We start from the raw sequence: 21016 nt of genomic DNA on the forward strand, positions 1-21016 counted from the left end.
GATTCAACCGGAGGGGACAGTCGGGCACAATGTACTTTCGATGTGCGAACGGCCCTGAAATCCCCCTTAGGGGGAGATCCGTACCCGCGCTCAGTGCGTGCGCCGGGTGGCCGCCGCCACCAGCGCGCGCAGCGGCTCCCGCGCGGAGGCGTCCAGCTCCGGGCTCTCCAGCGCGGCCAGCGCCTCCCCGGCGTAGCGCTCGACGAGCTCCTCGCACGCGGCCAGCGCCCCGGACGACTCGATCAGCCCGCACATCCACTCCACGGACTCCACCGACAGCCCCGGCGCGCCCAGCAGGGCAGAGAACCGCGCGCCGTCGGCCTCCCCGGCGCGGGCCAGGGTCTCGGCGACCACCAGGGTCCGCTTGCCCTCGCGCAGGTCGTCCCCGGCCGGCTTGCCGGTGGTCGTGGGGTCGCCGAACACGCCCAGCACGTCGTCGCGCAGCTGGAAGGCCACCCCCAGCGGCAGGCCGTAGGCGGTGTACACGGCCTCCAGCTCCGGCAGCCGCCCGGCCAGCGCTGCGCCCAGGTGCAGCGGGCGCTCGATCGTGTACTTGGCGGACTTGTAGCGCATGACCCGCAGTGCCGCCTCGCGGGTGCCGGTGCCGCGCACCTGCTCCAGAGTGTCCAGGTACTGCCCGGCCATCACCTCGGTGCGCATCGCGTCGAAGGGGCGCCGGCCCAGCGCCAGGGTGTCCTGGCCGAACCCGCTGGCCTGGTACATCTCGTCGGACCAGGCCAGGCACAGGTCGCCGATCAGGATGGCGGCCCCCCGCCCGAAGCCCTCGCTGTCGCCGCTCCAGCCGTGGTCGGCGTGCAGTTTCGCCAGCCGCTTGTGGGTGGCGGGCAGGCCGCGCCGGGTGTCGCTGTTGTCGATGACGTCGTCGTGGACGAGCGCGCACGCCTGGAGGAACTCCAGGGCCGCCGCGGCCCGCACGATCCGCCCGTCCCCGGCCGCGCCCCCGGCGCCGCGCCAGCCCCAGTAGCAGAAGGTGGGCCGCAGGCGCTTGCCCCCGGCGAGCATGGCCTCCAGCGCGTCCATGGCCGGGCCCAGCTCCTCCCCGATCTCCAGCAGGGCGGCGCGGTGGTCGGCGCAGAACGCGGCGAGCTCCCGGTCCGCGTCGGCGCGGATCACGGAGGCGGGAGAGACGGATGGGGAAGTGGAAGCGGCCATGAACAGCACATTAGCGGCTCACCCCGGCGTTCCCGCCCCGGTCCCGCACATCCGCCCCCTTCCACAGGGCCACCAGGACGAACGACACCGTCACCAGCAGCGCCCAGGCGCCCAGTTTGGCCGGGTGGACCAGCGCCCACACCTGTGCCTGGTGGGGGTAGCGCCAGGCGTCGAACAGCGTCGCGATGTTCTCCGCCACCCACAGGAACACGCCGATCAGCAGGAACGACAGCGCCAGCGGCATGCGCAGCCGCTGCGGCCCCACGGTGAAGTGCACCCGGGTCCCCCAGGTCGCCGCGACCAGCAGCACCGCCAGCGGGACCCGCAGGTCCGGCAGCCAGTGGTGCGTCAGGAAGTTCGCGTAGACCGCCACGGCCACCGCCGTCACGGCCCAGGGCCGGTAGTTCTCCAGCCCCAGGTCCAGCAGCCGCCAGGCGCGCACGATGTAGGAGCCCACCGCCGCGTACATGAAGCCGCTGTACAGCGGCACCCCCCACACCACGGTCCACGCCTGCTCGGGGTAGGACCACGACCCCATGTGCACCTTGAACAGCTCGAACGCCAGCCCCACCACGTGGAAGCCCGCGATCGCGGCGATCTCCCGACCGCTCTCCAGCCGCAGCGCCCAGAACAGCGCGGTCAGTCCCACCGCGTAGACCAGCAGCGCGTCGTAGCGGGGCACGGGCAGCGGCACGACCGCCGACAGCGCGAACCCCGCGAACATGCACACCGCGAACGCGCAGGCGCGGGCCTGGAGCACACCGAAGCGGACGAGCTGGACCAGGGGGAGGGGGAGGGAGGAGAAGGTCACACGGGGTGGATGCCGCGCGGGCCCCGTCCGGTTCGCCCCGCCCGCGCGTGCGGCGTCCGGCCGGGTCCCGACCGGGCCCCGACCCGCGGGACTCGTCCTCTGTTCCCGGGAGGGCGCTTGCGTAAGGTGGTAGGCATGCTGGCAGCACCGACGCGCCCCGTGGCGCCCCGAACCCCCGCTCCCCGAGCGCGGCACCTCCGTGACCTGCTCCACACGGGCGAGCCGCTGTTCTCCTTCGAGTTCTTCCCGCCCCGGACGCCGGAGGCCCAGGAGAAGCTCTGGCTGGCCATCCGCCAGCTGGAGGCCCTGGGGCCCGACTTCGTCTCGGTCACCTACGGCGCGGGCGGCAGCACCCGCGGGATGACCGTGGAGACCACCGAGCGCATCTCCGCCGACACCACGCTGCTCCCGGTCGCCCACATGACCCTGGTCGACCACTCCGTCGCCGAGCTGCGCCACCTCATCGGCCGCCTGGCCGACGCCGGCGTGTCCAACATGCTCGCGGTGCGCGGCGACCCGCCCGGCGACCCCTCCGGCCCCTGGAACAGCCACCCCGAGGGCCTGACCTACTCCGAGGAGCTGGTCCGGCTCATCAAGGAGAGCGGCGACTTCTGCGTGGGCGTGGCCGCGTTCCCGTACAAGCACCCCCGCTCGGCCGACGTGGAGACCGACACCGACCACTTCGTGCGCAAGTGCGAGGCGGGCGCCGACTACGCCATCACGCAGATGTTCTTCGACCCCGAGGACTACCTGCGCCTGCGCGACCGGGTGGCGGCCCGCGGCTGCGACATCCCGATCATCCCCGAGGTCTTCCCGGTGGTGCGCACCTCGTTCATCCCGCGCTCGGAGAAGCTCTCGGGCGCGCCCTTCCCGGCCGACCTGGCCGAGAAGTTCGCCTCCTACGGCGACGACGCCGCGGCGGTGCGGGCGTTCGGGATCGAGTACGCCAAGAAGATGTGCGAGCGGCTGCTGGACGAGGGCGCGCCCGGCATCCACTTCATCACCTCGAACCAGTCCACCGCCACCAGGGAGATCTACCGGGAGGTGTCGGGGCGCCTGAGCCGGTGAGCGGCAGCGGCGCCGCCATGATCGAGAAGGGGCGGTCGGGGCTGCCGGGGAAGGAGAAGTCCTCCAGCACCTCGACGAACCCGCAGGAGCGGTACAGGTGGCGCGCCGCCGTGGGCCCGGTCCGGGTGGACAGCACCGCGGTGCGTTCGGGCCGTCCTTCGCACAGGGCGTGCAGGACGGCCCGGCCGATGCCGCGGTTCTGCGCCTCGGGGCGGACGTGCACCTCGGCGATCTCGAAGGGGTCGGACAGCCAGCGGCGCACCCCGGCCCGGCCGTCCGCGGCGCGCATCCCGGCGGCGACGGTGTCGTGCCACCACTGGCCGCGCACGCCGTGGAAGGCGTAGGCGAAGCCGACCGGGCGGTCCTCCAGCAGCGCGACGATCGAACGGAACCCCGGGTAACGGGCGTGGGCGTTCATGACGGAGGCCCGTCCCGGCAGCTGCTCGGGCGGGGGCTCCATGGCCGCCTCGTACACCTGGAGGAGGGCGGGAACGGCGTGCGCGAAGGCGGCGGGGGCCAGCTCGCGCAGCTCGACATCGGCTACCACGGCTTCACCCTAGTCTCCGGAGGGCCCCCGGCGCCGGTGTTCGGCGCGGCCGGTACCGGCACCGGGCGCGGCCGCCCGGGGTCCTTGACGGGCCGCCGGGGTTGGGGTTGACTACAGTCGTGTCGAACGAGAGTTCGATCAAGGCCGCCGGGGAGACCCGGTGGCGGCGGCGCGGCCGGATCGGGGAGGGGAAGCCCCGTGTCCGGCCGCGCCGTTCGCCGTTGCCGGGGCGGGACCCCGGGAACGACGAGGACCGGCCCGCCCCCGGTGCCGGGGGCGGGCCGGTCCTGCGACGAGCCGGTGCGATCCGTGTCGGAGCGGTCAGAAGGAGTCGACGGCGCGACGGGCCTCCGGGTCGAGGATGCCCCAGTTGATGAGCTCCTCGGTCAGGTCGCCGGGCGACTTGTCGTAGATGACGGCGAGCGAGCGCAGGTCCTCGTGGCGGATGGACAGCACGCGGCCGTTGTAGTCGCCGCGCTGGCTCTGGATGGTGGCCACGTAGCGGGACAGCGGGCCGGCCTTCTCCTGCGGCAGCTGCTGCATGCGCTCCAGGTCGATGACCAGCTTGGGCGTCGGGCCCAGGGGGGCGGGGGCGGCGCCGCCGGGCAGCAGCTCCGACATCGGCACCCCGTAGAAGTCGGCCAGCTCGGCCAGCTTCTGCACGGTGACGGCGCGGTCGCCGCGCTCGTAGGAGCCCACCACGACGGCCTTCCAGCGTCCGTGGGACTTCTCCTCCACCCCGTGAAGGGACAGGCCCTGCTGGGTGCGGATGGCACGCAGTCGCGCGCCGAGGGACTTGGCGTATTCGGATGGCATCTTCTTGTCGCTCCCGGCCGTGACAGTGGCTGGCGTGGTGGGGGAGGCGCCCGCGGGGCCCGGCGGCGGTACCGCCGGAGGTCACGGGGTGCAACCCCACCCGGTAATGGTTACAGACAGTGACGGTAGGGGGGTCTGCCCCCCAGGTCAAGCTGTTGGTGTGAAACGCGACTAATCGGTGGCCAAACCGTGCGTAAGTGAGACTCCTCTCATGTCAGGACCGATCGTGATGAGTGGTGCATCACGGCGATGCGAAAAGCCCGTTCTTTCAGGGGGTTTCGCATTTGTCGGCCATGTGAGGTGTGTACGTAGCGTAGTCGTCGCATCGCTCGCCGGGCTCGTCATCCCGTTTGTCTGTGTGACGAGAGTCACATTGGCTCGCGTTGTCTCCGGACCCGCCCCCGGTCACCGCGGGCTCCGCTGATAGCGTTGGCCCGATCGACATCCTTTAACGACCTGTTCAGCGAGGCAGGGAAGGGGGTCACTACTTTGCGTGCGCAAAAACCCACGGCAAGTGACACAGGTGGCGGTGCGGCGCCACCGGAGGTGCCCGAGGGCACCCGGGCCGTCCTCGACGGCAGCGAGATCAACCGCGCACTGACCCGCATCGCCCACGAGGTGCTGGAGCGCACCAAGGGCGGGCACGGCGTCACCCTCCTCGGAATCCCCTCGCGCGGCGTGCCCCTGGCCGCCCGCCTGGCCGAGCGCATCGAACGCGTCGAGAACCTGGCCGTCCCCCACGGCTCCCTCGACATCACCATGTACCGCGACGACCTGCGCACCGCCCCGCCCCGGGCGCTGGGCCGCACCGAGATCCCCGCCGGCGGCCTGGACGACCGCGTGGTCGTCCTCGTCGACGACGTCCTCTTCTCCGGCCGCACCGTCCGCGCCGCCCTGGACGCGCTCAACGACCTGGGCCGCCCCCGCGCCGTCCAGCTCGCCGTCCTCGTCGACCGCGGCCACCGCGAGCTGCCGATCCGCGCCGACTACGTGGGCAAGAACCTGCCCACCTCGCTGCGCGAGAGCGTCACCGTCCGGCTCGCCGAGACCGACGGCCACGACGCGGTCCTCCTCGGGCCGTCCCGTCCCAAGAGAACCACCGGCACCGAGGGGAAGGACTCCTGATGCGCCACCTGCTCTCCACCGGGGACCTCACCCGCGACGAGGCCGTCCTCATCCTGGACACCGCCGCCGAGCTGGCCCAGGTCGGCGACCGCTCCGTCAAGAAGCTCCCCACCCTGCGCGGCCGCACCGTGGTCAACCTCTTCTACGAGGACTCCACCCGCACCCGCACCTCCTTCGAGATCGCGGCCAAGCGCCTGTCCGCCGACGTCGTCAACTTCTCCGCCAAGGGCTCCAGCGTCTCCAAGGGCGAGAGCCTCAAGGACACCGCCCTCACCCTCCAGGCCATGGGCGCCGACGGCGTCGTCATCCGCCACAGCGCCTCCGGCGCCGCCCACCGCCTGGCGAACTGGGTGGACGGGTCGGTCCTCAACGCGGGCGACGGCACCCACGAGCACCCCACCCAGGCACTGCTCGACGCCTACACCATGCGCGCCCGCCTGGGCCGCCTGGAGGGGCTGCGCGTCGCCGTCGTCGGCGACATCCTGCACAGCCGGGTGGCCCGCTCCAACGTCCTGCTGCTCACCACCCTGGGCGCCCACGTCACGCTGGTCGCCCCGCCCACGCTGCTGCCGGTCTCGGTGCACACCTGGCCCTGCGAGGTCTCCTACGACCTCGACGACGTCCTGCCCAAGTCCGACGTCGTCATGATGCTGCGGGTGCAGGCCGAGCGCATGCAGGCCTCCTTCTTCCCCTCCGTGCGCGAGTACAGCCGCGGCTACGGCATGGACGGCGCCCGCCTGGCCCGCATGCCCGAGGACTCCATCGTCATGCACCCCGGCCCGATGGTCCGCGGCATGGAGATCTCCGCCGAGGTCGCCGACTCCCCGCGCTGCACCGTGGTCGAGCAGGTCGCCAACGGCGTGAGCCTGCGCATGGCCGTGCTCTACCTGCTGCTCGGCGGCTCCTGAACCACCCGGCGCGCCCGCTCCGGCGCGCCCGGCGCGGCCTCCGGCGGACCACCGCCGCCCGCGCCCGCGCACTTCTCCACGAACGACCACTGAGGAACGAAACCGCGATGCCCGACACCCACGGACCGCACCTGATCCGCGGTGCCCGCCCGCTCGGCGGCGACCCCGTCGACATCCTGCTCGCCGACGGCCGGATCGCCGAGACCGGAACCGACCTGACCGCCCCCGAGGGCGCCGAGGTCGTGGACGGCACCGGGCTGATCGCCCTGCCCGGCCTGGTGGACCTGCACACCCACCTGCGCGAGCCCGGGCGCGAGGACGCCGAGACCGTCGAGACCGGCTCCCGCTCCGCCGCCATGGGCGGCTACACCGCCGTGCACGCCATGGCCAACACCGACCCCGTCGCCGACACCGCCGGAGTCGTCGAGCAGGTCTGGCGGCTGGGCCGCGAGGCCGGATACTGCGACGTGCGCCCCGTCGGCGCCGTCACCGTCGGCCTGGCCGGGGAGCGCCTCTCCGAGATCGGCGCCATGGCCAGGTCCGCCGCCGCCGTCCGGGTCTTCTCCGACGACGGCATCTGCGTCTCCGACGCCCTGCTCATGCGCCGGGCCCTGGAGTACGTCAAGGCCTTCGACGGCGTCGTCGCCCAGCACGCCCAGGAGCCCCGCCTGACCGAGGGCGCCCAGATGAACGAGGGCCGCGTCTCCGACCGCCTCGGCCTGCCGGGCTGGCCGGCCGTCGCGGAGGAGGCGATCATCGCCCGGGACTGCCTGCTCGCCCAGCACGTCGGCTCGCGCCTGCACGTGTGCCACGTCTCCACCAAGGGCTCGGTCGACATCATCCGCTGGGCCAAGGCCCGCGGCTGCGACGTCACCGCCGAGGTCACACCGCACCACCTGCTGCTCACCGACGAGCTGGTGGAGAACTACGACCCGGTCTACAAGGTCAACCCGCCGCTGCGCACCGCCGAGGACGTGCAGGCGCTGCGCGAGGGCCTGGCCGACGGGACGATCGACATCGTCGCCACCGACCACGCCCCCCACCCCAGGGAGGCCAAGGAGACCGAGTGGTCCACGGCCGCCATGGGTATGGTCGGCCTCGAGACCGCGCTGGCGGTCGTGCAGCGGACGATGGTCGACACCGGTCTGCTGACCTGGGCCGACGTCGCCGACCGCATGTCCGCGGCGCCCGCCCGCATCGGCCGGGTCGCCGACCACGGCCGCGGCCTGGCGCCCGGCGAGCCCGCCAACGTGGTCCTCTACGACCCCGCCGCGCCCTACGAGGCGGACGGCACGGCCATGGTCACCAAGAGCAGCAACACGCCCTTCCGGGGCATGACCCTGCCCGGCCGGGTGCGCGCCACGTTCCTGCGCGGCGTCCCCACGGTCCTCGCGGGGGAGATCCAGTGAACAACGCAGTGAGCAGCGCCCGGGCCGTACCCGGCGCGGCAGAGGGGGGAAACGTGTCAGAGGCAACCGGCGGACCGGCGATCCTGGTCCTGGAGGACGGCAGGGTCTTCCACGGCCGATCCTTCGGCGCGACCGGGGAGACCTTCGGGGAGATCGTCTTCAACACCGGGATGACCGGCTACCAGGAGACCCTCACCGACCCCTCCTACCACCGCCAGATCGTCGCGATGACCGCGCCGCACATCGGCAACACCGGCGTCAACGACGACGACCCCGAGTCCGGCCGCATCTGGGTCGCCGGGTACGTCGTCCGCGAACCCGCCCGCATCCCCTCCAACTGGCGCGCCCAGCGCACCCTGGACGAGGAGCTGCGCCGCCAGGGCGTCGTCGGCATCGCCATGACCGGCACCCGCGCCCTCACCCGCCACCTGCGCGACAAGGGCGCCATGCGCGCCGCCGTCAGCAGCGTCGAGACCGACCCCCGGGCCCTGCTGGCCCGTGTCCTGGAGCAGCCCCGCATGGCCGGGGCCGACCTGGCCGGCGAGGTCAGCACCGACGCGCCCTACGAGGTCCTGCCGCCCGAGGGCGTCGAGACCCGCTTCCACGTCGCCGCCGTCGACCTGGGCATCAAGGCCATGACCCCGCAGCGCCTCGCCGAGCGCGGCTGCAAGGTGACCGTGCTGCCCGCCACCGCCACCGCCGAGGACCTCCTCGCCCTGGACCCGGACGGCGTGTTCTTCAGCAACGGCCCCGGCGACCCCGCCACCGCGGACGGCCCCGTCGCCGCCATGCGCGGGGTCCTCGACGCGGGCAGGCCCCTGTTCGGGATCTGCTTCGGCAACCAGATCCTCGGCCGCGCCCTGGGCCTGGGCACCTACAAGCTGCCCTTCGGCCACCGCGGGGTGAACCAGCCGGTCATCGACACCGCCACCGGCAAGGTCTCCATCACCAGCCAGAACCACGGGTTCGCCGTGGACGCGCCGCTCGAGGGCACCTTCGAGACCCCCTACGGGCGCGCGCAGGTCAGCCACATCGGCCTCAACGACCAGGTGGTCGAGGGCCTGCGGCTGCTGGACCGCCCCGTGTTCAGCGTCCAGTTCCACCCGGAGGCCGCCGCAGGCCCCCACGACGCCGCCGGGCTCTTCGACGAGTTCGTCGACCTGATGTCCGCCGCCCAGCCCACCGCGGCTGCCGAGAAGTAAGGAAGACAAGAGCATGCCGCGCCGTAGTGACCTCTCCTCCGTCCTCGTGATCGGATCCGGTCCCATCGTCATCGGGCAGGCGGCCGAGTTCGACTACTCGGGCACCCAGGCCTGCCGGATCCTGCGGGCCGAGGGCCTGCGGGTCATCCTGGTCAACTCCAACCCGGCCACGATCATGACCGACCCGGAGATCGCCGACGCCACCTACGTCGAGCCGATCACCACCGAGATGATCGAGAAGATCATCGCCAAGGAGCGCCCCGACGCCCTGCTGCCCACCCTGGGCGGGCAGACCGCGCTCAACGCCGCCGTCGCCCTGCACGAGGCCGGGATCCTCGACAAGTACGGCGTCGAGCTCATCGGCGCCAACATCGCCGCCATCCAGTCCGGCGAGGACCGCGAGAGCTTCAAGCGCATCGTCGAGCGCATCGGCGGCGAGTCCGCCCGCTCCAGCATCTGCCACACCCTCGACGAGTGCCTGGCCGCCGCGGACGAACTGGGCTACCCGGTCGTCGTGCGCCCGTCCTTCACCATGGGCGGCGCCGGCTCGGGCTTCGCCCACGACGAGGCCGAGCTGCGCCGCATCGCGGGCCAGGGCCTGGCGCTCTCCCCGACCACCGAGGTGCTCCTGGAGGAGTCCATCCTCGGCTGGAAGGAGTACGAGCTGGAGCTGATGCGCGACACCAACGACAACGTCGTGGTCGTCTGCTCCATCGAGAACCTCGACCCCATGGGCGTGCACACCGGCGACTCCATCACCGTCGCCCCCGCCATGACCCTCACCGACCGCGAGTACCAGAAGCTCCGCGACATCGGCATCGCGGTCATCCGCGAGGTCGGCGTGGACACCGGCGGCTGCAACATCCAGTTCGCCGTGCACCCCACCACCGGCCGGGTCATCGTCATCGAGATGAACCCCCGGGTCTCGCGCTCCTCGGCGCTGGCCTCCAAGGCCACCGGCTTCCCGATCGCCAAGATCGCCGCCAAGCTCGCCGTCGGCTACACCCTCGACGAGATCCCCAACGACATCACCAGGAAGACCCCGGCCAGCTTCGAGCCCACGCTCGACTACGTGGTCGTCAAGGCCCCCCGGTTCGCGTTCGAGAAGTTCCCCGGCGCGGACCCCGGGCTCACCACCACCATGAAGTCGGTGGGCGAGGCCATGGCCATCGGCCGCTCCTTCCCCGAGGCCCTCCAGAAGGCCATGCGCTCCCTGGAGAAGCCCGGCGTCGGCTTCACCTGGGCGGGCACGCCCGGCGACAAGGACGAACTGGTCCGCGCCGCCGCCACTCCGACCGAGTTCCGGCTGCGCCAGGTCCAGCAGGCCTTCCGCGCCGGGGCCACCGTCGAGGAGCTGTACGAGTCCACGCGCATCGACCCCTGGTTCCTGGACCAGATGCTGCGCCTGGAGGAGACCGCCCGCGCCCTGGCCGCCGCGCCCAAGCTCGACGCCGGCGTCCTGCGCGCCGCCAAGGAGATCGGCTTCTCCGACGTCCAGATCGGCGAGATCACCGGCAAGAGCGAGGACGTGGTCCGCGAGCTGCGCAACGCCCTGGGCATCCACCCCGTCTACCTGACCGTGGACACCTGCGCCGCCGAGTTCGAGGCCACCACGCCGTACCTGTACTCCAGCTACGACGAGGAGACCGAGGTCCCCGTCGGCGACAAGCCCAAGATCATCATCCTGGGCTCGGGACCCAACCGCATCGGCCAGGGCGTGGAGTTCGACTACTCCTGCGTCCACGCCTCCTTCGCGCTGTCCGACGCCGGGTACGAGACCGTGATGGTCAACTGCAACCCCGAGACCGTCTCCACCGACTACGACACCAGCGACCGGCTCTACTTCGAGCCGCTCACCCTGGAGGACGTGCTGGAGGTCGTCCGGGCCGAGCAGCTCGCCGGGCCCGTCGTCGGCGTCATCGTGCAGCTGGGCGGCCAGACCCCGCTGGGCCTGGCCCGCCGCCTCAAGGACGCCGGGGTGCCCATCATCGGTACCAGCCCCGAGGCCATCGACCTGGCCGAGGACCGCGGCGAGTTCGGCAAGGTCCTGAGCGAGGCGGGGCTGCCCGCGCCCAAGTACGGCACCGCCTACTCCTTCGCCGAGGCCAAGGCCGTCGCCGACGAGATCGGCTACCCGGTCATGGTCCGCCCCTCCTACGTGCTGGGCGGCCGCGGCATGGAGATCGTCTACAACGAGACGATGCTCGCCGACTACATCGAGCGCAACGCCCAGGTCAGCCCCGAGCACCCGGTGCTGGTCGACCGCTTCCTCGACGACGCCATCGAGATCGACGTCGACGCCCTCTACGACGGCACCGACCTGTACCTCGGCGGCGTCATGGAGCACATCGAGGAGGCCGGCATCCACTCCGGCGACTCCGCCTGCTCCCTGCCCTCCATCACCCTGGGCAAGGAGGACATCGAGCGGATCCGCTACTCCACCGAGGCCATCGCCCGCGGCACCGGGGTGCGCGGCCTGATCAACGTCCAGTACGCGCTCGCCTCCGGCGTGCTCAACGTCCTGGAGGCCAACCCGCGCGCCTCGCGCACCGTGCCGTTCGTCTCCAAGGCCACCGCCGTGCCGCTGGCCAAGGCCGCCGCCCGCGTCATGGCCGGCGCCACCATCGCCGAGCTGCGCGCCGAGGGCATGCTGCCCGCCACCGGCGACGGCGGCGACCTGCCCGTGGACGCCCCGGTGTCGGTCAAGGAGGCGGTGCTGCCCTTCAACCGCTTCATCGACAAGCAGGGCGAGGGCGTCGACACGATCCTGGGTCCGGAGATGCGCTCCACCGGCGAGGTCATGGGTCTGGACGTGGAGTTCGGCGCGGCCTACGCCAAGTCGCAGCTGGCCGTCACCGGGGACCTGCCCGTCAGCGGCCGGGTGTTCGTGTCGGTGGCCAACCGCGACAAGCGCTCGATGATCTTCCCGGTCAAGCGCCTGGCCGACCTGGGCTTCGAGATCCTCGCCACCGAGGGCACCGCCGTGGTCCTGCGCCGCAACGGCGTCCGCGCCACCGTGGTGCGCAAGCACAGCGAGGGCCCCGGGCCCGAGGGCGAGAAGACCATCGTCCAGCTCATCCACGACGGGGGGGTCGACCTCATCGTCAACACCCCGTTCGGCGGGGCGGGCCAGGCCGGACCGCGCCTGGACGGGTACGAGATCCGCACCGCGGCCGTGGTGCGCGCCGTCCCCAGCGTCACCACGGTGCAGGGGCTGGCCGCGGCGGTCCAGGCGATCGAGGCCCGGGTGCGCGGCGACGTCGGGGTGCGCTCCCTCCAGGAGCACGCCCGGGCGCTCACCGCGGGCCGGTAGCGGTCCTTCGCCCGGCCCCGGAGCACCGGCGGCCGCCGCACCGGTACGGCCCTAGGCTGTAGGGAACCGGACGGCACGGGCGCCGCGGTGGGCACACCGCGGCGCCCCCAGGCACCAGGCGCGAGAGAGGCCACACCCAGACGATGAGCGACTACGGACCGGTGCAGGTCAGGTGCCCCGTGCTGAACGTGCGCAGGGTGGACGCCTACTACGCCATCACCGTCGTCGCCCCCGGGATCGCCGAGCGGTTCCGCTCGGGCCAGTTCGTGTCGGTGGCGGTGGGCGGCGACCACTCCAGCACGCTGCTGCGGCGCCCCTTCGCCATCCACGACGTCAAACCCGACTACGGCGGCACCGTCGAGTTCCTGTTCGCGGTGCGCGGCACCGGCACGGCCTGGCTGGCCGAGCGGCGCTCCCGCGACCTGCTGGACGTCGTCGGGCCGCTGGGGCGGCCCTTCCCGCTGCCCCGTGACCCGGTCAACTGCGTCCTGGTCGGCGGCGGCTCGGGCAGCGCCCCGCTGTTCCCGCTGGCGCAGTCGCTGCGCCGCCGGGGCTGCCGGGTGGACTTCGTGCTGGGCGGGGCCTCCGCCGACCGGGTGTTCAGCGCCATCACGGCCCGCCGGATCGCCGAGACCGCCGTCTTCACCACCGACGACGGCTCCTTCGGGACCCGCGGCCGGGTCACCGACGTCCTGGGCCGGGTCATCGAGGAGTGCCGCTCCGACGTGGTCTACGCCTGCGGCCCCATGCCGATGCTGCGCGCGGTCACCGCCGTCGCCGGCACCCACGGCATCCCCGTGCAGGTGTCGGTCGAGGAGACCATGGCCTGCGGCACCGGGATCTGCATGACCTGCGTGATCCCGGTGGTGGGGGAGGACGGCATCACCCGCATGGTCCGCTCCTGCGTGGACGGCCCGGTGTTCCGCGGCGAGCAGGTGCGCTTCGACGACGTGGGCACCATCCCCTTCGACGCGCTGGGCGCGCCCGGCTGGAAGGGCGCCGGGGCCTCGCGGCCCGCGGAGTCGGCCCGCGACATCGCCTGACCGTCCGGACGCGCCCGCCGACCCCACACCACCGACCGGGAAAGACACGGTGAACACAGACCTGAGAGTCCGGTTGGGCGCCCTGGAGCTGCCCAACCCGGTGGTGACCGCCGCCGGGTGCGCCGGTTCGGGCCGGGAGCTGGCCCAGTTCTTCGACATCGCCGAGATCGGCGCCGTCACCACCAAGTCCGTGATGCTGGAACCGCACGCCGGGCGCCCGGCGCCGCGCATGGCCGAGACGCCCAGCGGCATGCTCAGCACCACGGGGATGCAGGGACCCGGCGTGGACGTGTTCCTCCAGCGCGACCTGCCGTGGCTGCTGTCCCGGGGCGGGCGGGCCATCGTCTCCGTCGCCGGCTCGGGCACCGCCGAGTTCGGCGAGCTCGCCCGGCGGATCTCCGCGGAGCCCGGCGTGGACGCGATCGAGGTCAACCTGTCGTGCCCGGACCCGGCCGACCCGGACGGGCGGCGGTTCGCCGACGACGCCGCGCGCGCGGCCGCCGTGGTGAGCACCGTGCGGTCGCACGCCCGGTCGGACCTGCCGGTGCTGGCCAAGCTCGCCGCGGACGTGCCCGACGTGGTGGCCCTGGCGACCGCCTGCGTCGAGGCCCGAGCGGACGGCCTGTCGATGATCAACACCGTGCGCGGCATGGCCGTGGACCCGCGGACGCTGCGCCCCGCGGTGGCCGGGGGCATCGGCGGGCTGTCGGGCCCGGCCGTCAGGCCGCTGGCGGTGGGCTGCGTGTACCGGGTCCACGAGGCGCTGCCGGAGGTGCCGATCATCGGGATGGGCGGGGTGCGCACCGGCGCGGACGTCGTGGAGTTCATGGCGGCCGGCGCCAGCGCGGTCGCGGTGGGCACGGTCAACTTCTCCGACCCCTCGGCGTGCGTGCGGGTGCTGCGCGAGTTCACCGAGGCGCTGGAGTCCAGGGGCGTCCCCCGGGCCGCGGATCTGGTGGGCGCCGCCCACCGCCCCGGAACCGGGGTGTGAGGGGCCCGCCCGGCCCGCGCATGCCCTGACCGGCCTGAACGGCGCTGAGGTGGCGCTGTGCGACCGAACGCCTGCGTCCCGGTGCGGATGGGCCGGAACCCGGGCAAAGGCCGCCTACGGCCGCTTGGGCGGTCGTTACGGCGAAGTGACCCTCATCGGGCGCATGAAGCGCTCGGTTCTGGGAACCGCACACCATGTCGGTGTGCACAGGACGGTGAACGTGCATTCGCAATCACGTTCGTAAGAACGCGGCGAATGCGACGCATCGGCCACGGGGCCGATGGCACACGAAAGGGAGTAATCGATGACCGCGCCTTCCGCGCCCATCGCAGTCGCGATCGACGCCAAGGAGATCGAGACCGCTGCGACCTGGGCTTCGGCGGTCGCCCCCCACGTCAGCACGGTCAAGGTGGGGCTGGAGCTCTACCTGCGCTACGGCCCCGAGGTCGTCAGCGCGGTGCGCGGCGCCAGCGGGGTCGGTGTCTTCCTCGACCTCAAGCTCCACGACATCCCGGCGACGGTGGCGGGGGCGGCGCGCAGTGTCGCCGGGCTCAAGCCCGCCATCCTGACCGTGCACGCCGGGGGAGGGGCGGACATGGTCCGGGCCGCGGTGGAGGCCGCCCCGGACACCGAGATCGCCGCCGTGACGGTGCTCACCTCGATGGACGAGAAGGACCTGGAGCAGGTGGGGCTGCTCGGGCCGGCTCGCGACGCGGTGCGCCGGCTGGCGGTGCTGGCGGTGGGCGCCGGGGCCCGTGCCCTGGTCTGCTCGCCCCAGGAGGTGGCCCTCGTGCGCGCCGAAGTGGGCCCGGACATCACCCTCATCACGCCGGGCGTTCGCCCGGCGGGGGCGGACAGGGGTGACCAGTCGCGGGTGGCGACCCCGGAGGAGGCCATCGCGGCGGGGGCGGACCTTCTGGTCATCGGCCGCCCCATCACCCGGGCGCCGGACCCCGGTGCGGCGGCGGCCTCCATCGCGGAGGCCGTACGCCGTGCCGGGGGCCGCGTCTGACGCCCGGAGGAGGCCGGATTCGGTCACAGAGGGTCACTGATTCGGTATGTCCCAAATGCGGAATCCGCAGCTGAGAGTGACCCGGCTCACCCCTCTGTGACCTGCGCAGGTGGCATGCTTTATGACCCGGCCAATCGGGACCAAAGTCCCGATTTTCATCTCTTAGAGCAATTGAGTCGCTACTCTGGGTAGTTAGTTCGATGAAATAGCCGCTGAAAGGGCACTTTACGTTGCCTAACAGGGGTCAGACCTACTAACTTGCGCAGGCGTCCGCCCTCTACAAACGAGTAGAAATCCGAGGTGACCCGGCGTGGCCCTTCCTCCCCTCACACCCGAGCAGCGCAGCGCGGCTCTCGAGAAGGCCGCCAAGGCCAGAAAAGAGCGCGCTGAGGTCAAGAACAAGCTGAAGAACGGCGGCATCTCGCTGTCCAAGGTGCTCGCCGACGGGCTCAAGGACGACGTCATCGGCAAGATGAAGGTCTCGGCCCTGCTCGAGTCCCTCCCCGGCGTGGGCAAGGTCCGCGCCAAGCAGATCATGGAGCGGCTCAACATCGCCGAGTCCCGCCGCGTCCGCGGCCTGGGCACCAACCAGCGCGCGGCCCTCGAGGCCGAGTTCGGCGACCTCACCAAGTAACACCGCGTCCGCGGACCCCGGGCCGCCGCGTCCCCCACAGACGCGGCGGGCCGGACCGCACGCGGCGACCACCCCCGGGTGGACCCGCACCGGGCCGTGACCACGGTCGACCCCTCTCGGGGGGCGCACCGCGGTCACGGCCCGGTGGTATAAATGAAGCTTCCCGCGCCCGAACGCGAGGATGAACCCCGCACGCACCCGCCGCCCGCGCGGTGGGCGATCCCGGGCCCGGAGCGGCCCCGTCGCCGAGCGCCCCAGAGCGCGCCGCGGGCGGCCGCCCAAGGCCCGAAGGGAAGCCCGCGAGAGCCATGCCCAACCCAGGAGAACAACGGCTGATCGTCCTGTCCGGACCCTCGGGTGTGGGCAAGAGCACGGTCGTGGCCGAGCTGCGCCGGGCCCACCCCGACGTCTGGCTCTCCGTGTCGGCCACCACGCGCGCGCCCCGGCCGGGCGAGGTCGACGGGGTGCAGTACCACTTCGTCGACGACGCCGAGTTCGACCGCCTCATCGCCGACGGCGAGCTCCTGGAGTGGGCGAGGTTCGCGGGCAACCGCTACGGGACCCCGCGCCGCCCCGTCGAGGAGCGCCTGGCCGCCGGACTGCCGGTGCTGCTGGAGATCGAGCTCCAGGGCGCCCGCCAGATCCGCGAGACCATGCCCGAGGCCCTGCACGTCTTCCTGGCCCCGCCCTCCTGGGAGGAGCTGGTGCGCCGCCTCACCGGGCGCGGCACCGAGTCCGAGGAGGTCGTCCAGCGCCGGCTGGAGGCCGCCAAGGTCGAACTCGCCGCCGAGAAGGAGTTCGACACCACACTCGTCAACACGTCCGTCCAGGACGTGTGCGGCGAACTGCTAGCGTTGATCACCGCTTCCGAGGTGTGATAACGGCGCCGGGACCCCCGGTCCCGCGTACCCTGTACACCGCGGCGCACCGCGCCTCGCATCCGACCGTTCCCTGGGGGTAATCGAAAGTGGCTGGAACCGAGCCCGTCGCCGAAGGCATCACCAACCCGCCGATCGACGATCTGCTCGATCTGGTGGACAGCAAGTACAGCCTGGTCACCATGGCCTCCAAGCGGGCCCGCCAGATCAACGCGTACTACGCCCAGCTGGGCGAGGGCCTGCTGGAGTACGTGGGTCCCCTCGTGGAGACCCAGGTCCAGGAGAAGTCCCTGTCCATCGCCCTGCGCGAGATCAAGTCCGGGCTCCTCACCGCGGAGCCCTACGAGGGCACCTGAGACACGGCCTGGTAGAACTCCTGTCTGTGAGTGACACAGGAAGCAAACCCCAGGTCGTCCTCGGCGTCGGCGGCGGCATCGCCGCCTACAAGGTGTGCGAGCTGCTCCGCCGACTGACCGAGTCGGGCCACGAGGTCCGGGTCGTGCCCACGGACGAGGCCCTGCGCTTCGTCGGTGAGCCCACCTGGGCCGCCCTCTCGGGCAACCCCGTGGCCACCGGTGTCTGGGACGCCGTGCACGAGGTCCCGCACGTCCGCATCGGGCAGTCCGCGGACCTCGTCCTCGTCGCCCCGGCCACCGCCAACATCCTGGCCAAGGCGGCCGCCGGCCTCGCCGACGACCTGCTGACCAACACCCTGCTCACCGCCCGGTGCCCGGTGGTGTTCGCACCCGCGATGCACACCGAGATGTGGGAGCACCCGGCCACGCAGGCCAACGTGGCCACCCTGCGCTCGCGCGGCGCCGTCGTCCTGGACCCGGCCGTGGGCCGCCTCACCGGGGCCGACACCGGCCGCGGGCGGCTGCCCGAGCCGGCGGAGCTCTTCGAGGCCGCCCGGCGGGTGCTGAGCCGGGGGGCCGCCGCGCCCGACCTGGCCGGGGTCCGCGTCGTGATCTCGGCGGGCGGCACGCGCGAGGCCATCGACCCGGTCCGGTTCATCGGCAACCACTCCTCGGGCAAGCAGGGCTACGCCCTGGCGCGCACCGCCGCCGCCCGGGGCGCCGACGTCACCCTGGTCGCCGCCAACGTCGCCCTGCCCGACCCGGCCGGGGTGCGCGTGGTCCCGGTGACCTCGGCGGTGGAGCTGGCCGAGGCCGTGGGGGCCGAGCGGGCCGGCGCCGACGTCATCGTGATGAGCGCCGCGGTCGCCGACTTCCGGCCCGCGGCCAGCGTCGCCTCCAAGATCAAGAAGTCCGGCGCCGCGCCCGCCCCCATCGAGCTGGTCGAGAACCCCGACGTGCTGGCGGGCCTGGTGGTCTCCCGGGACCGGGAGGGCACCGCGCAGGTCATCGTGGGGTTCGCCGCCGAGACCGACGACGTCATCGCCAACGGCCGTGCCAAACTGGCCAGGAAGGGCTGCGACCTGCTCGTGGTCAACCAGGTCGGCGGCGGTCGCGCCTTCGGTACGGAGGACAACCAGGCCGTGGTCCTGGGGGCCGACGGCAGCGCCGTGGAGATCCCCCGCGGGCCCAAGGAGGACCTCGCCGACCGGGTGTGGGACCTGGTCGGGGAACGCCTTCCGAGGTGACGCACCGGCACGGGGGACTGGATTTCCCACCACCTGGTACGCCACACTTCGTTCGGGCGTCCGCGATCGGCGAGATCGGCGGGGGTGTGCCCCTCCCCACCGGCCCCGTTACAGTGGACCGATAACCAACCGCAACGGTCGGTATTGACCGTCCCGGCAGGCAGTCGGGCCGGGACGTGCCCACCGCCACATGTCAGCCAGCAGCCGCTGCAAGGAGTCACGCAACCGTGTCCCGCCGCCTTTTCACCTCCGAGTCGGTCACCGAGGGCCATCCCGACAAGATGGCCGACCAGATCAGTGACGCGATCCTCGACGCGATGCTCACCCACGACCCGGCCAGCCGTGTCGCAGTCGAGACGTTGATCACCACAGGTCAGGTCCACATCGCGGGTGAGGTCACCACTCAGACCTACGTCGACATCCCCGCCATCGTGCGCGAGACGATCCTCCGGATCGGGTACGACTCGTCCGCCAAGGGGTTCGACGGTGACTCCTGCGGGGTCAACGTCTCCATCGACGCCCAGTCCCCCGACATCGCCCAGGGTGTCGACACCGCCTACGAGGCGCGTGTCGAGCACGAGGACGACGCCCTCAACCGCCAGGGCGCGGGCGACCAGGGCCTGATGTTCGGCTACGCCAACCGGGAGACCCCGGAGCTGATGCCGCTGCCGATCAAGCTGGCCCACTCGCTGGCCGAGCGCCTGTCCGAGGTCCGCCGCAACGGCACCGTGCCCTACCTGCGCCCGGACGGCAAGACCCAGGTCACCGTCGAGTACGACGGCCAGACCCCGGTCCGCCTGGACACGGTCGTGGTCTCCAGCCAGCACTCCGCGGACATCAGCCTGGAGGAGCTGCTCACCCCGGACATCCGCGAGCACGTCATCCAGCCGGTGGTGGAGGAGTTCGGCCTGGCGTCCGACGACTACCGCCTGCTGGTCAACCCGACCGGCCGCTTCGAGATCGGCGGCCCGATGGGCGACGCGGGCCTGACCGGCCGCAAGATCATCGTCGACACCTACGGCGGCTACGCCCGCCACGGCGGCGGCGCCTTCTCCGGCAAGGACCCGTCGAAGGTCGACCGCTCGGCCGCCTACGCGATGCGCTGGGTCGCCAAGAACATCGTCGCGGCCGAGCTGGCCGAGCGGGCCGAGGTCCAGGTCGCCTACGCCATCGGCAAGGCGCACCCGGTCGGCGTGTTCATCGAGACCTTCGGCACCGAGAAGGTCGCCCCGGACCTGATCGAGAAGGCCGTCAAGGAGGTCTTCGACCTGCGTCCGGCCGCGATCGTGCGCGACCTCGACCTGCTGCGCCCGATCTACTCCAAGACCGCCGCCTACGGCCACTTCGGCCGTGAGCTGCCGGAGTTCACCTGGGAGAGCACCGACCGCGCCGCGGCCCTGCGCTCCTTCGTGGGCGCCTGAGCGCCGACGCACCCACCGTGAGGGGGCGGACGACCGGGAGGTCGTCCGCCCCCTCACTGCATGGCGCACGCACAAAAAGAACACTCCGTGTTATCAAGTAAATACACATAGTAATGTGCTGTACACGGAGGAAGCACCATGGCCGTAGCTGCGGCGATGGCGGCGCTGGGCCTGGCGGCCCTCGTCGCCCTACCGGGAGCCCCGGAGCCGGACCCGTCGGAGTCCCGGGAAGTGGTCCCCGGCGCCGAGACCCTGCACGTGTCGCTCCAGAAGACCACCGAACACGAGAGACTGTCGCCGGGGGACCGGGTGGAGTACACGATCGGGGTCCGCAACTCCGGCTCCCGGGCCGTGGCCGCGGCCGAGGTCGTCCACCACCTGCCCCCGACGATGCGCTACGTCACCGGGACGGAGGGCGCCGAGGTGGACGGCCGACGCGTCGTCTGGAGCCGGCCCCTGGAGGCGGGCGAACGGGCCTCGTTCACCGTCACCGGCGAACTGGCCGCCCTCCCCGAGGGGGCGGGGCGCCCGGTCGCCACGGCCTGCCTGCGTTCCGGCGCGAACGGGGTGCTCGTCTCCTGCGCGGCGCAGGAGCACGAGGTGCGCAGGCCGCTCGCCCCCCTGTGGGCCGTGGCCACCGCGGCGGCCGGGCTGCTCGCCCTGGCCGGCGGGGTCGCCGCGTTCCGCCTGCGCGCCCGCGCGTCCGCGCCCGCGCCGTCCGAGCCCGCGGTACCCGCGGCGTCCGGACCCGAGCCGTCCGAACCGGTACCGTCCGAACCCGCGGAGCACACCCCCGGGACGGAGCCCGGCACCGAGACCCTCTCCGGGGCCACCGTCCACCGGCTGGACGCCCACCGCTAGGGCCCGCTCCCGAACACCCCCCTGCGCTGCCGGGGGTCCGCGAGGTTCCCGGCGGGCTTGCCGGAGGCTCCGGAGGAGCGCTCCGGGGAACGCGGACCGCAACGAAGGGGCCGAGGGCCCCAGGGGCGCCGGGCGCGGTGGCGGAGCCGGGCGGCCCGCGGGGAGAGCACCGCCGGGTACGGAAAGGGCGGGTCCCGCGTC

General features: G+C 72.6%; 19 protein-coding genes. 15 read left to right on the forward strand and 4 right to left on the reverse strand.

What is annotated here, in order from left to right; translation table 11 throughout:
- Positions 1–90: 90 nt before the first annotated feature.
- The gene (locus tag K1J57_RS19100) at positions 91–1173 is read right to left on the reverse strand and encodes a polyprenyl synthetase family protein (RefSeq protein WP_220559930.1); all 1083 of its coding nucleotides are present in this window, start codon (positions 1171–1173) and stop codon (positions 91–93) included.
- Positions 1174–1183: 10 nt separating this feature from the next.
- The gene (locus tag K1J57_RS19105) at positions 1184–1984 is read right to left on the reverse strand and encodes a DUF817 domain-containing protein (protein WP_255646426.1); all 801 of its coding nucleotides are present in this window, start codon (positions 1982–1984) and stop codon (positions 1184–1186) included.
- A 135-nt stretch (positions 1985–2119) separates the two neighbouring features.
- Between K1J57_RS19105 and metF the strand changes: the two genes are divergently transcribed.
- Entirely contained in the window at positions 2120–3052 is a 933-nt protein-coding gene (metF, locus tag K1J57_RS19110) for a methylenetetrahydrofolate reductase [NAD(P)H] (protein WP_220559931.1), read from the forward strand.
- Here the strand turns inward: metF and K1J57_RS19115 are convergent.
- On the reverse strand, positions 2985–3599 hold the full coding sequence (locus tag K1J57_RS19115; RefSeq protein WP_220559932.1) for a GNAT family N-acetyltransferase: 615 nt from the start codon (positions 3597–3599) through the stop codon (positions 2985–2987). The two genes, metF and K1J57_RS19115, sit on opposite strands and share 68 nt — an antisense overlap.
- 321 nt (positions 3600–3920) lie before the next feature.
- Positions 3921–4415, reverse strand: coding sequence for a transcriptional regulator (locus K1J57_RS19120; protein WP_220559933.1), 495 nt, complete (start codon positions 4413–4415; stop codon positions 3921–3923).
- A 546-nt stretch (positions 4416–4961) separates the two neighbouring features.
- On the opposite strand from K1J57_RS19120, the gene pyrR reads away from it, so the two are divergent.
- The 14 genes from pyrR (at position 4962) to K1J57_RS19190 (ending at position 20815) form a co-directional block, all read left to right on the forward strand.
- Positions 4962–5540 (forward strand): bifunctional pyr operon transcriptional regulator/uracil phosphoribosyltransferase PyrR, encoded by a 579-nt coding sequence (pyrR, locus tag K1J57_RS19125; protein ID WP_220559934.1) that lies wholly within the window; start codon positions 4962–4964, stop codon positions 5538–5540.
- Positions 5540–6448, forward strand: a complete 909-nt coding sequence (locus K1J57_RS19130; protein WP_220559935.1) for an aspartate carbamoyltransferase catalytic subunit — start codon at positions 5540–5542, stop codon at positions 6446–6448. The genes pyrR and K1J57_RS19130 overlap by 1 nt, the downstream gene beginning before the upstream one ends.
- A gap of 107 nt (positions 6449–6555) precedes the next feature.
- Positions 6556–7857, forward strand: coding sequence for a dihydroorotase (locus K1J57_RS19135; RefSeq protein ID WP_220559936.1), 1302 nt, complete (start codon positions 6556–6558; stop codon positions 7855–7857).
- Positions 7858–7910: 53 nt separating this feature from the next.
- Positions 7911–9059 carry a glutamine-hydrolyzing carbamoyl-phosphate synthase small subunit gene (gene carA, locus K1J57_RS19140; RefSeq protein ID WP_220559937.1) on the forward strand — a complete coding sequence of 383 codons (1149 nt, stop codon included), beginning with the start codon at positions 7911–7913 and terminating at the stop codon, positions 9057–9059.
- A gap of 13 nt (positions 9060–9072) precedes the next feature.
- A complete protein-coding gene (gene carB / locus K1J57_RS19145; RefSeq protein WP_220559938.1) occupies positions 9073–12372 on the forward strand; it encodes a carbamoyl-phosphate synthase large subunit in 3300 nt (1099 codons plus the stop codon).
- 143 nt (positions 12373–12515) lie between these two features.
- The gene (locus tag K1J57_RS19150; protein WP_220559939.1) at positions 12516–13415 is read left to right on the forward strand and encodes a dihydroorotate dehydrogenase electron transfer subunit; all 900 of its coding nucleotides are present in this window, start codon (positions 12516–12518) and stop codon (positions 13413–13415) included.
- Positions 13416–13464: 49 nt separating this feature from the next.
- On the forward strand, positions 13465–14406 hold the full coding sequence (locus K1J57_RS19155; RefSeq protein ID WP_220559940.1) for a dihydroorotate dehydrogenase: 942 nt from the start codon (positions 13465–13467) through the stop codon (positions 14404–14406).
- Between the two features lie 304 nt (positions 14407–14710).
- Positions 14711–15418, forward strand: coding sequence for an orotidine-5'-phosphate decarboxylase (gene pyrF / locus K1J57_RS19160; protein WP_220559941.1), 708 nt, complete (start codon positions 14711–14713; stop codon positions 15416–15418).
- Positions 15419–15728: 310 nt separating this feature from the next.
- Positions 15729–16052: an integration host factor, actinobacterial type gene (mihF, locus tag K1J57_RS19165; protein WP_073384130.1), complete on the forward strand. Its 324-nt coding sequence runs from the start codon at positions 15729–15731 to the stop codon at positions 16050–16052.
- Between the two features lie 308 nt (positions 16053–16360).
- Complete coding sequence (gene gmk / locus K1J57_RS19170) at positions 16361–16930, forward strand: guanylate kinase (protein WP_220559942.1); 570 nt, start codon at positions 16361–16363, stop codon at positions 16928–16930.
- An 89-nt stretch (positions 16931–17019) separates the two neighbouring features.
- Positions 17020–17286, forward strand: a complete 267-nt coding sequence (gene rpoZ / locus K1J57_RS19175) for a DNA-directed RNA polymerase subunit omega (RefSeq protein ID WP_073384132.1) — start codon at positions 17020–17022, stop codon at positions 17284–17286.
- Positions 17287–17312: 26 nt separating this feature from the next.
- Complete coding sequence (coaBC, locus tag K1J57_RS19180) at positions 17313–18533, forward strand: bifunctional phosphopantothenoylcysteine decarboxylase/phosphopantothenate--cysteine ligase CoaBC (protein ID WP_220559943.1); 1221 nt, start codon at positions 17313–17315, stop codon at positions 18531–18533.
- 227 nt (positions 18534–18760) lie between these two features.
- Positions 18761–19954: a methionine adenosyltransferase gene (gene metK / locus K1J57_RS19185; RefSeq protein ID WP_220559944.1), complete on the forward strand. Its 1194-nt coding sequence runs from the start codon at positions 18761–18763 to the stop codon at positions 19952–19954.
- 138 nt (positions 19955–20092) lie between these two features.
- Entirely contained in the window at positions 20093–20815 is a 723-nt protein-coding gene (locus tag K1J57_RS19190; protein ID WP_255646427.1) for a hypothetical protein, read from the forward strand.
- Positions 20816–21016: the final 201 nt, after the last annotated feature.

The organism is Nocardiopsis sp. MT53 (genome assembly GCF_019598965.1).
Lineage (GTDB): Bacteria > Actinomycetota > Actinomycetes > Streptosporangiales > Streptosporangiaceae > Nocardiopsis > Nocardiopsis changdeensis.

What these genes read in the sequence shown, in the direction of transcription:
- carB (WP_220559938.1), top strand. Translation starts at nt 9,073, where the DNA reads ATGCCGCGCCGTAGTGACCTCTCCTCCGTCCTCGTGATCGGATCCGGT.
- K1J57_RS19135 (WP_220559936.1), top strand. Translation starts at nt 6,556, where the DNA reads ATGCCCGACACCCACGGACCGCACCTGATCCGCGGTGCCCGCCCGCTC.
- K1J57_RS19120 (WP_220559933.1), bottom strand. Translation starts at nt 4,415, where the DNA reads ATGCCATCCGAATACGCCAAGTCCCTCGGCGCGCGACTGCGTGCCATC.
- K1J57_RS19150 (WP_220559939.1), top strand. Translation starts at nt 12,516, where the DNA reads ATGAGCGACTACGGACCGGTGCAGGTCAGGTGCCCCGTGCTGAACGTG.
- K1J57_RS19130 (WP_220559935.1), top strand. Translation starts at nt 5,540, where the DNA reads ATGCGCCACCTGCTCTCCACCGGGGACCTCACCCGCGACGAGGCCGTC.
- gmk (WP_220559942.1), top strand. Translation starts at nt 16,361, where the DNA reads ATGCCCAACCCAGGAGAACAACGGCTGATCGTCCTGTCCGGACCCTCG.
- metF (WP_220559931.1), top strand. Translation starts at nt 2,120, where the DNA reads ATGCTGGCAGCACCGACGCGCCCCGTGGCGCCCCGAACCCCCGCTCCC.
- K1J57_RS19100 (WP_220559930.1), bottom strand. Translation starts at nt 1,173, where the DNA reads ATGGCCGCTTCCACTTCCCCATCCGTCTCTCCCGCCTCCGTGATCCGC.
- pyrF (WP_220559941.1), top strand. Translation starts at nt 14,711, where the DNA reads ATGACCGCGCCTTCCGCGCCCATCGCAGTCGCGATCGACGCCAAGGAG.
- K1J57_RS19190 (WP_255646427.1), top strand. Translation starts at nt 20,093, where the DNA reads ATGGCCGTAGCTGCGGCGATGGCGGCGCTGGGCCTGGCGGCCCTCGTC.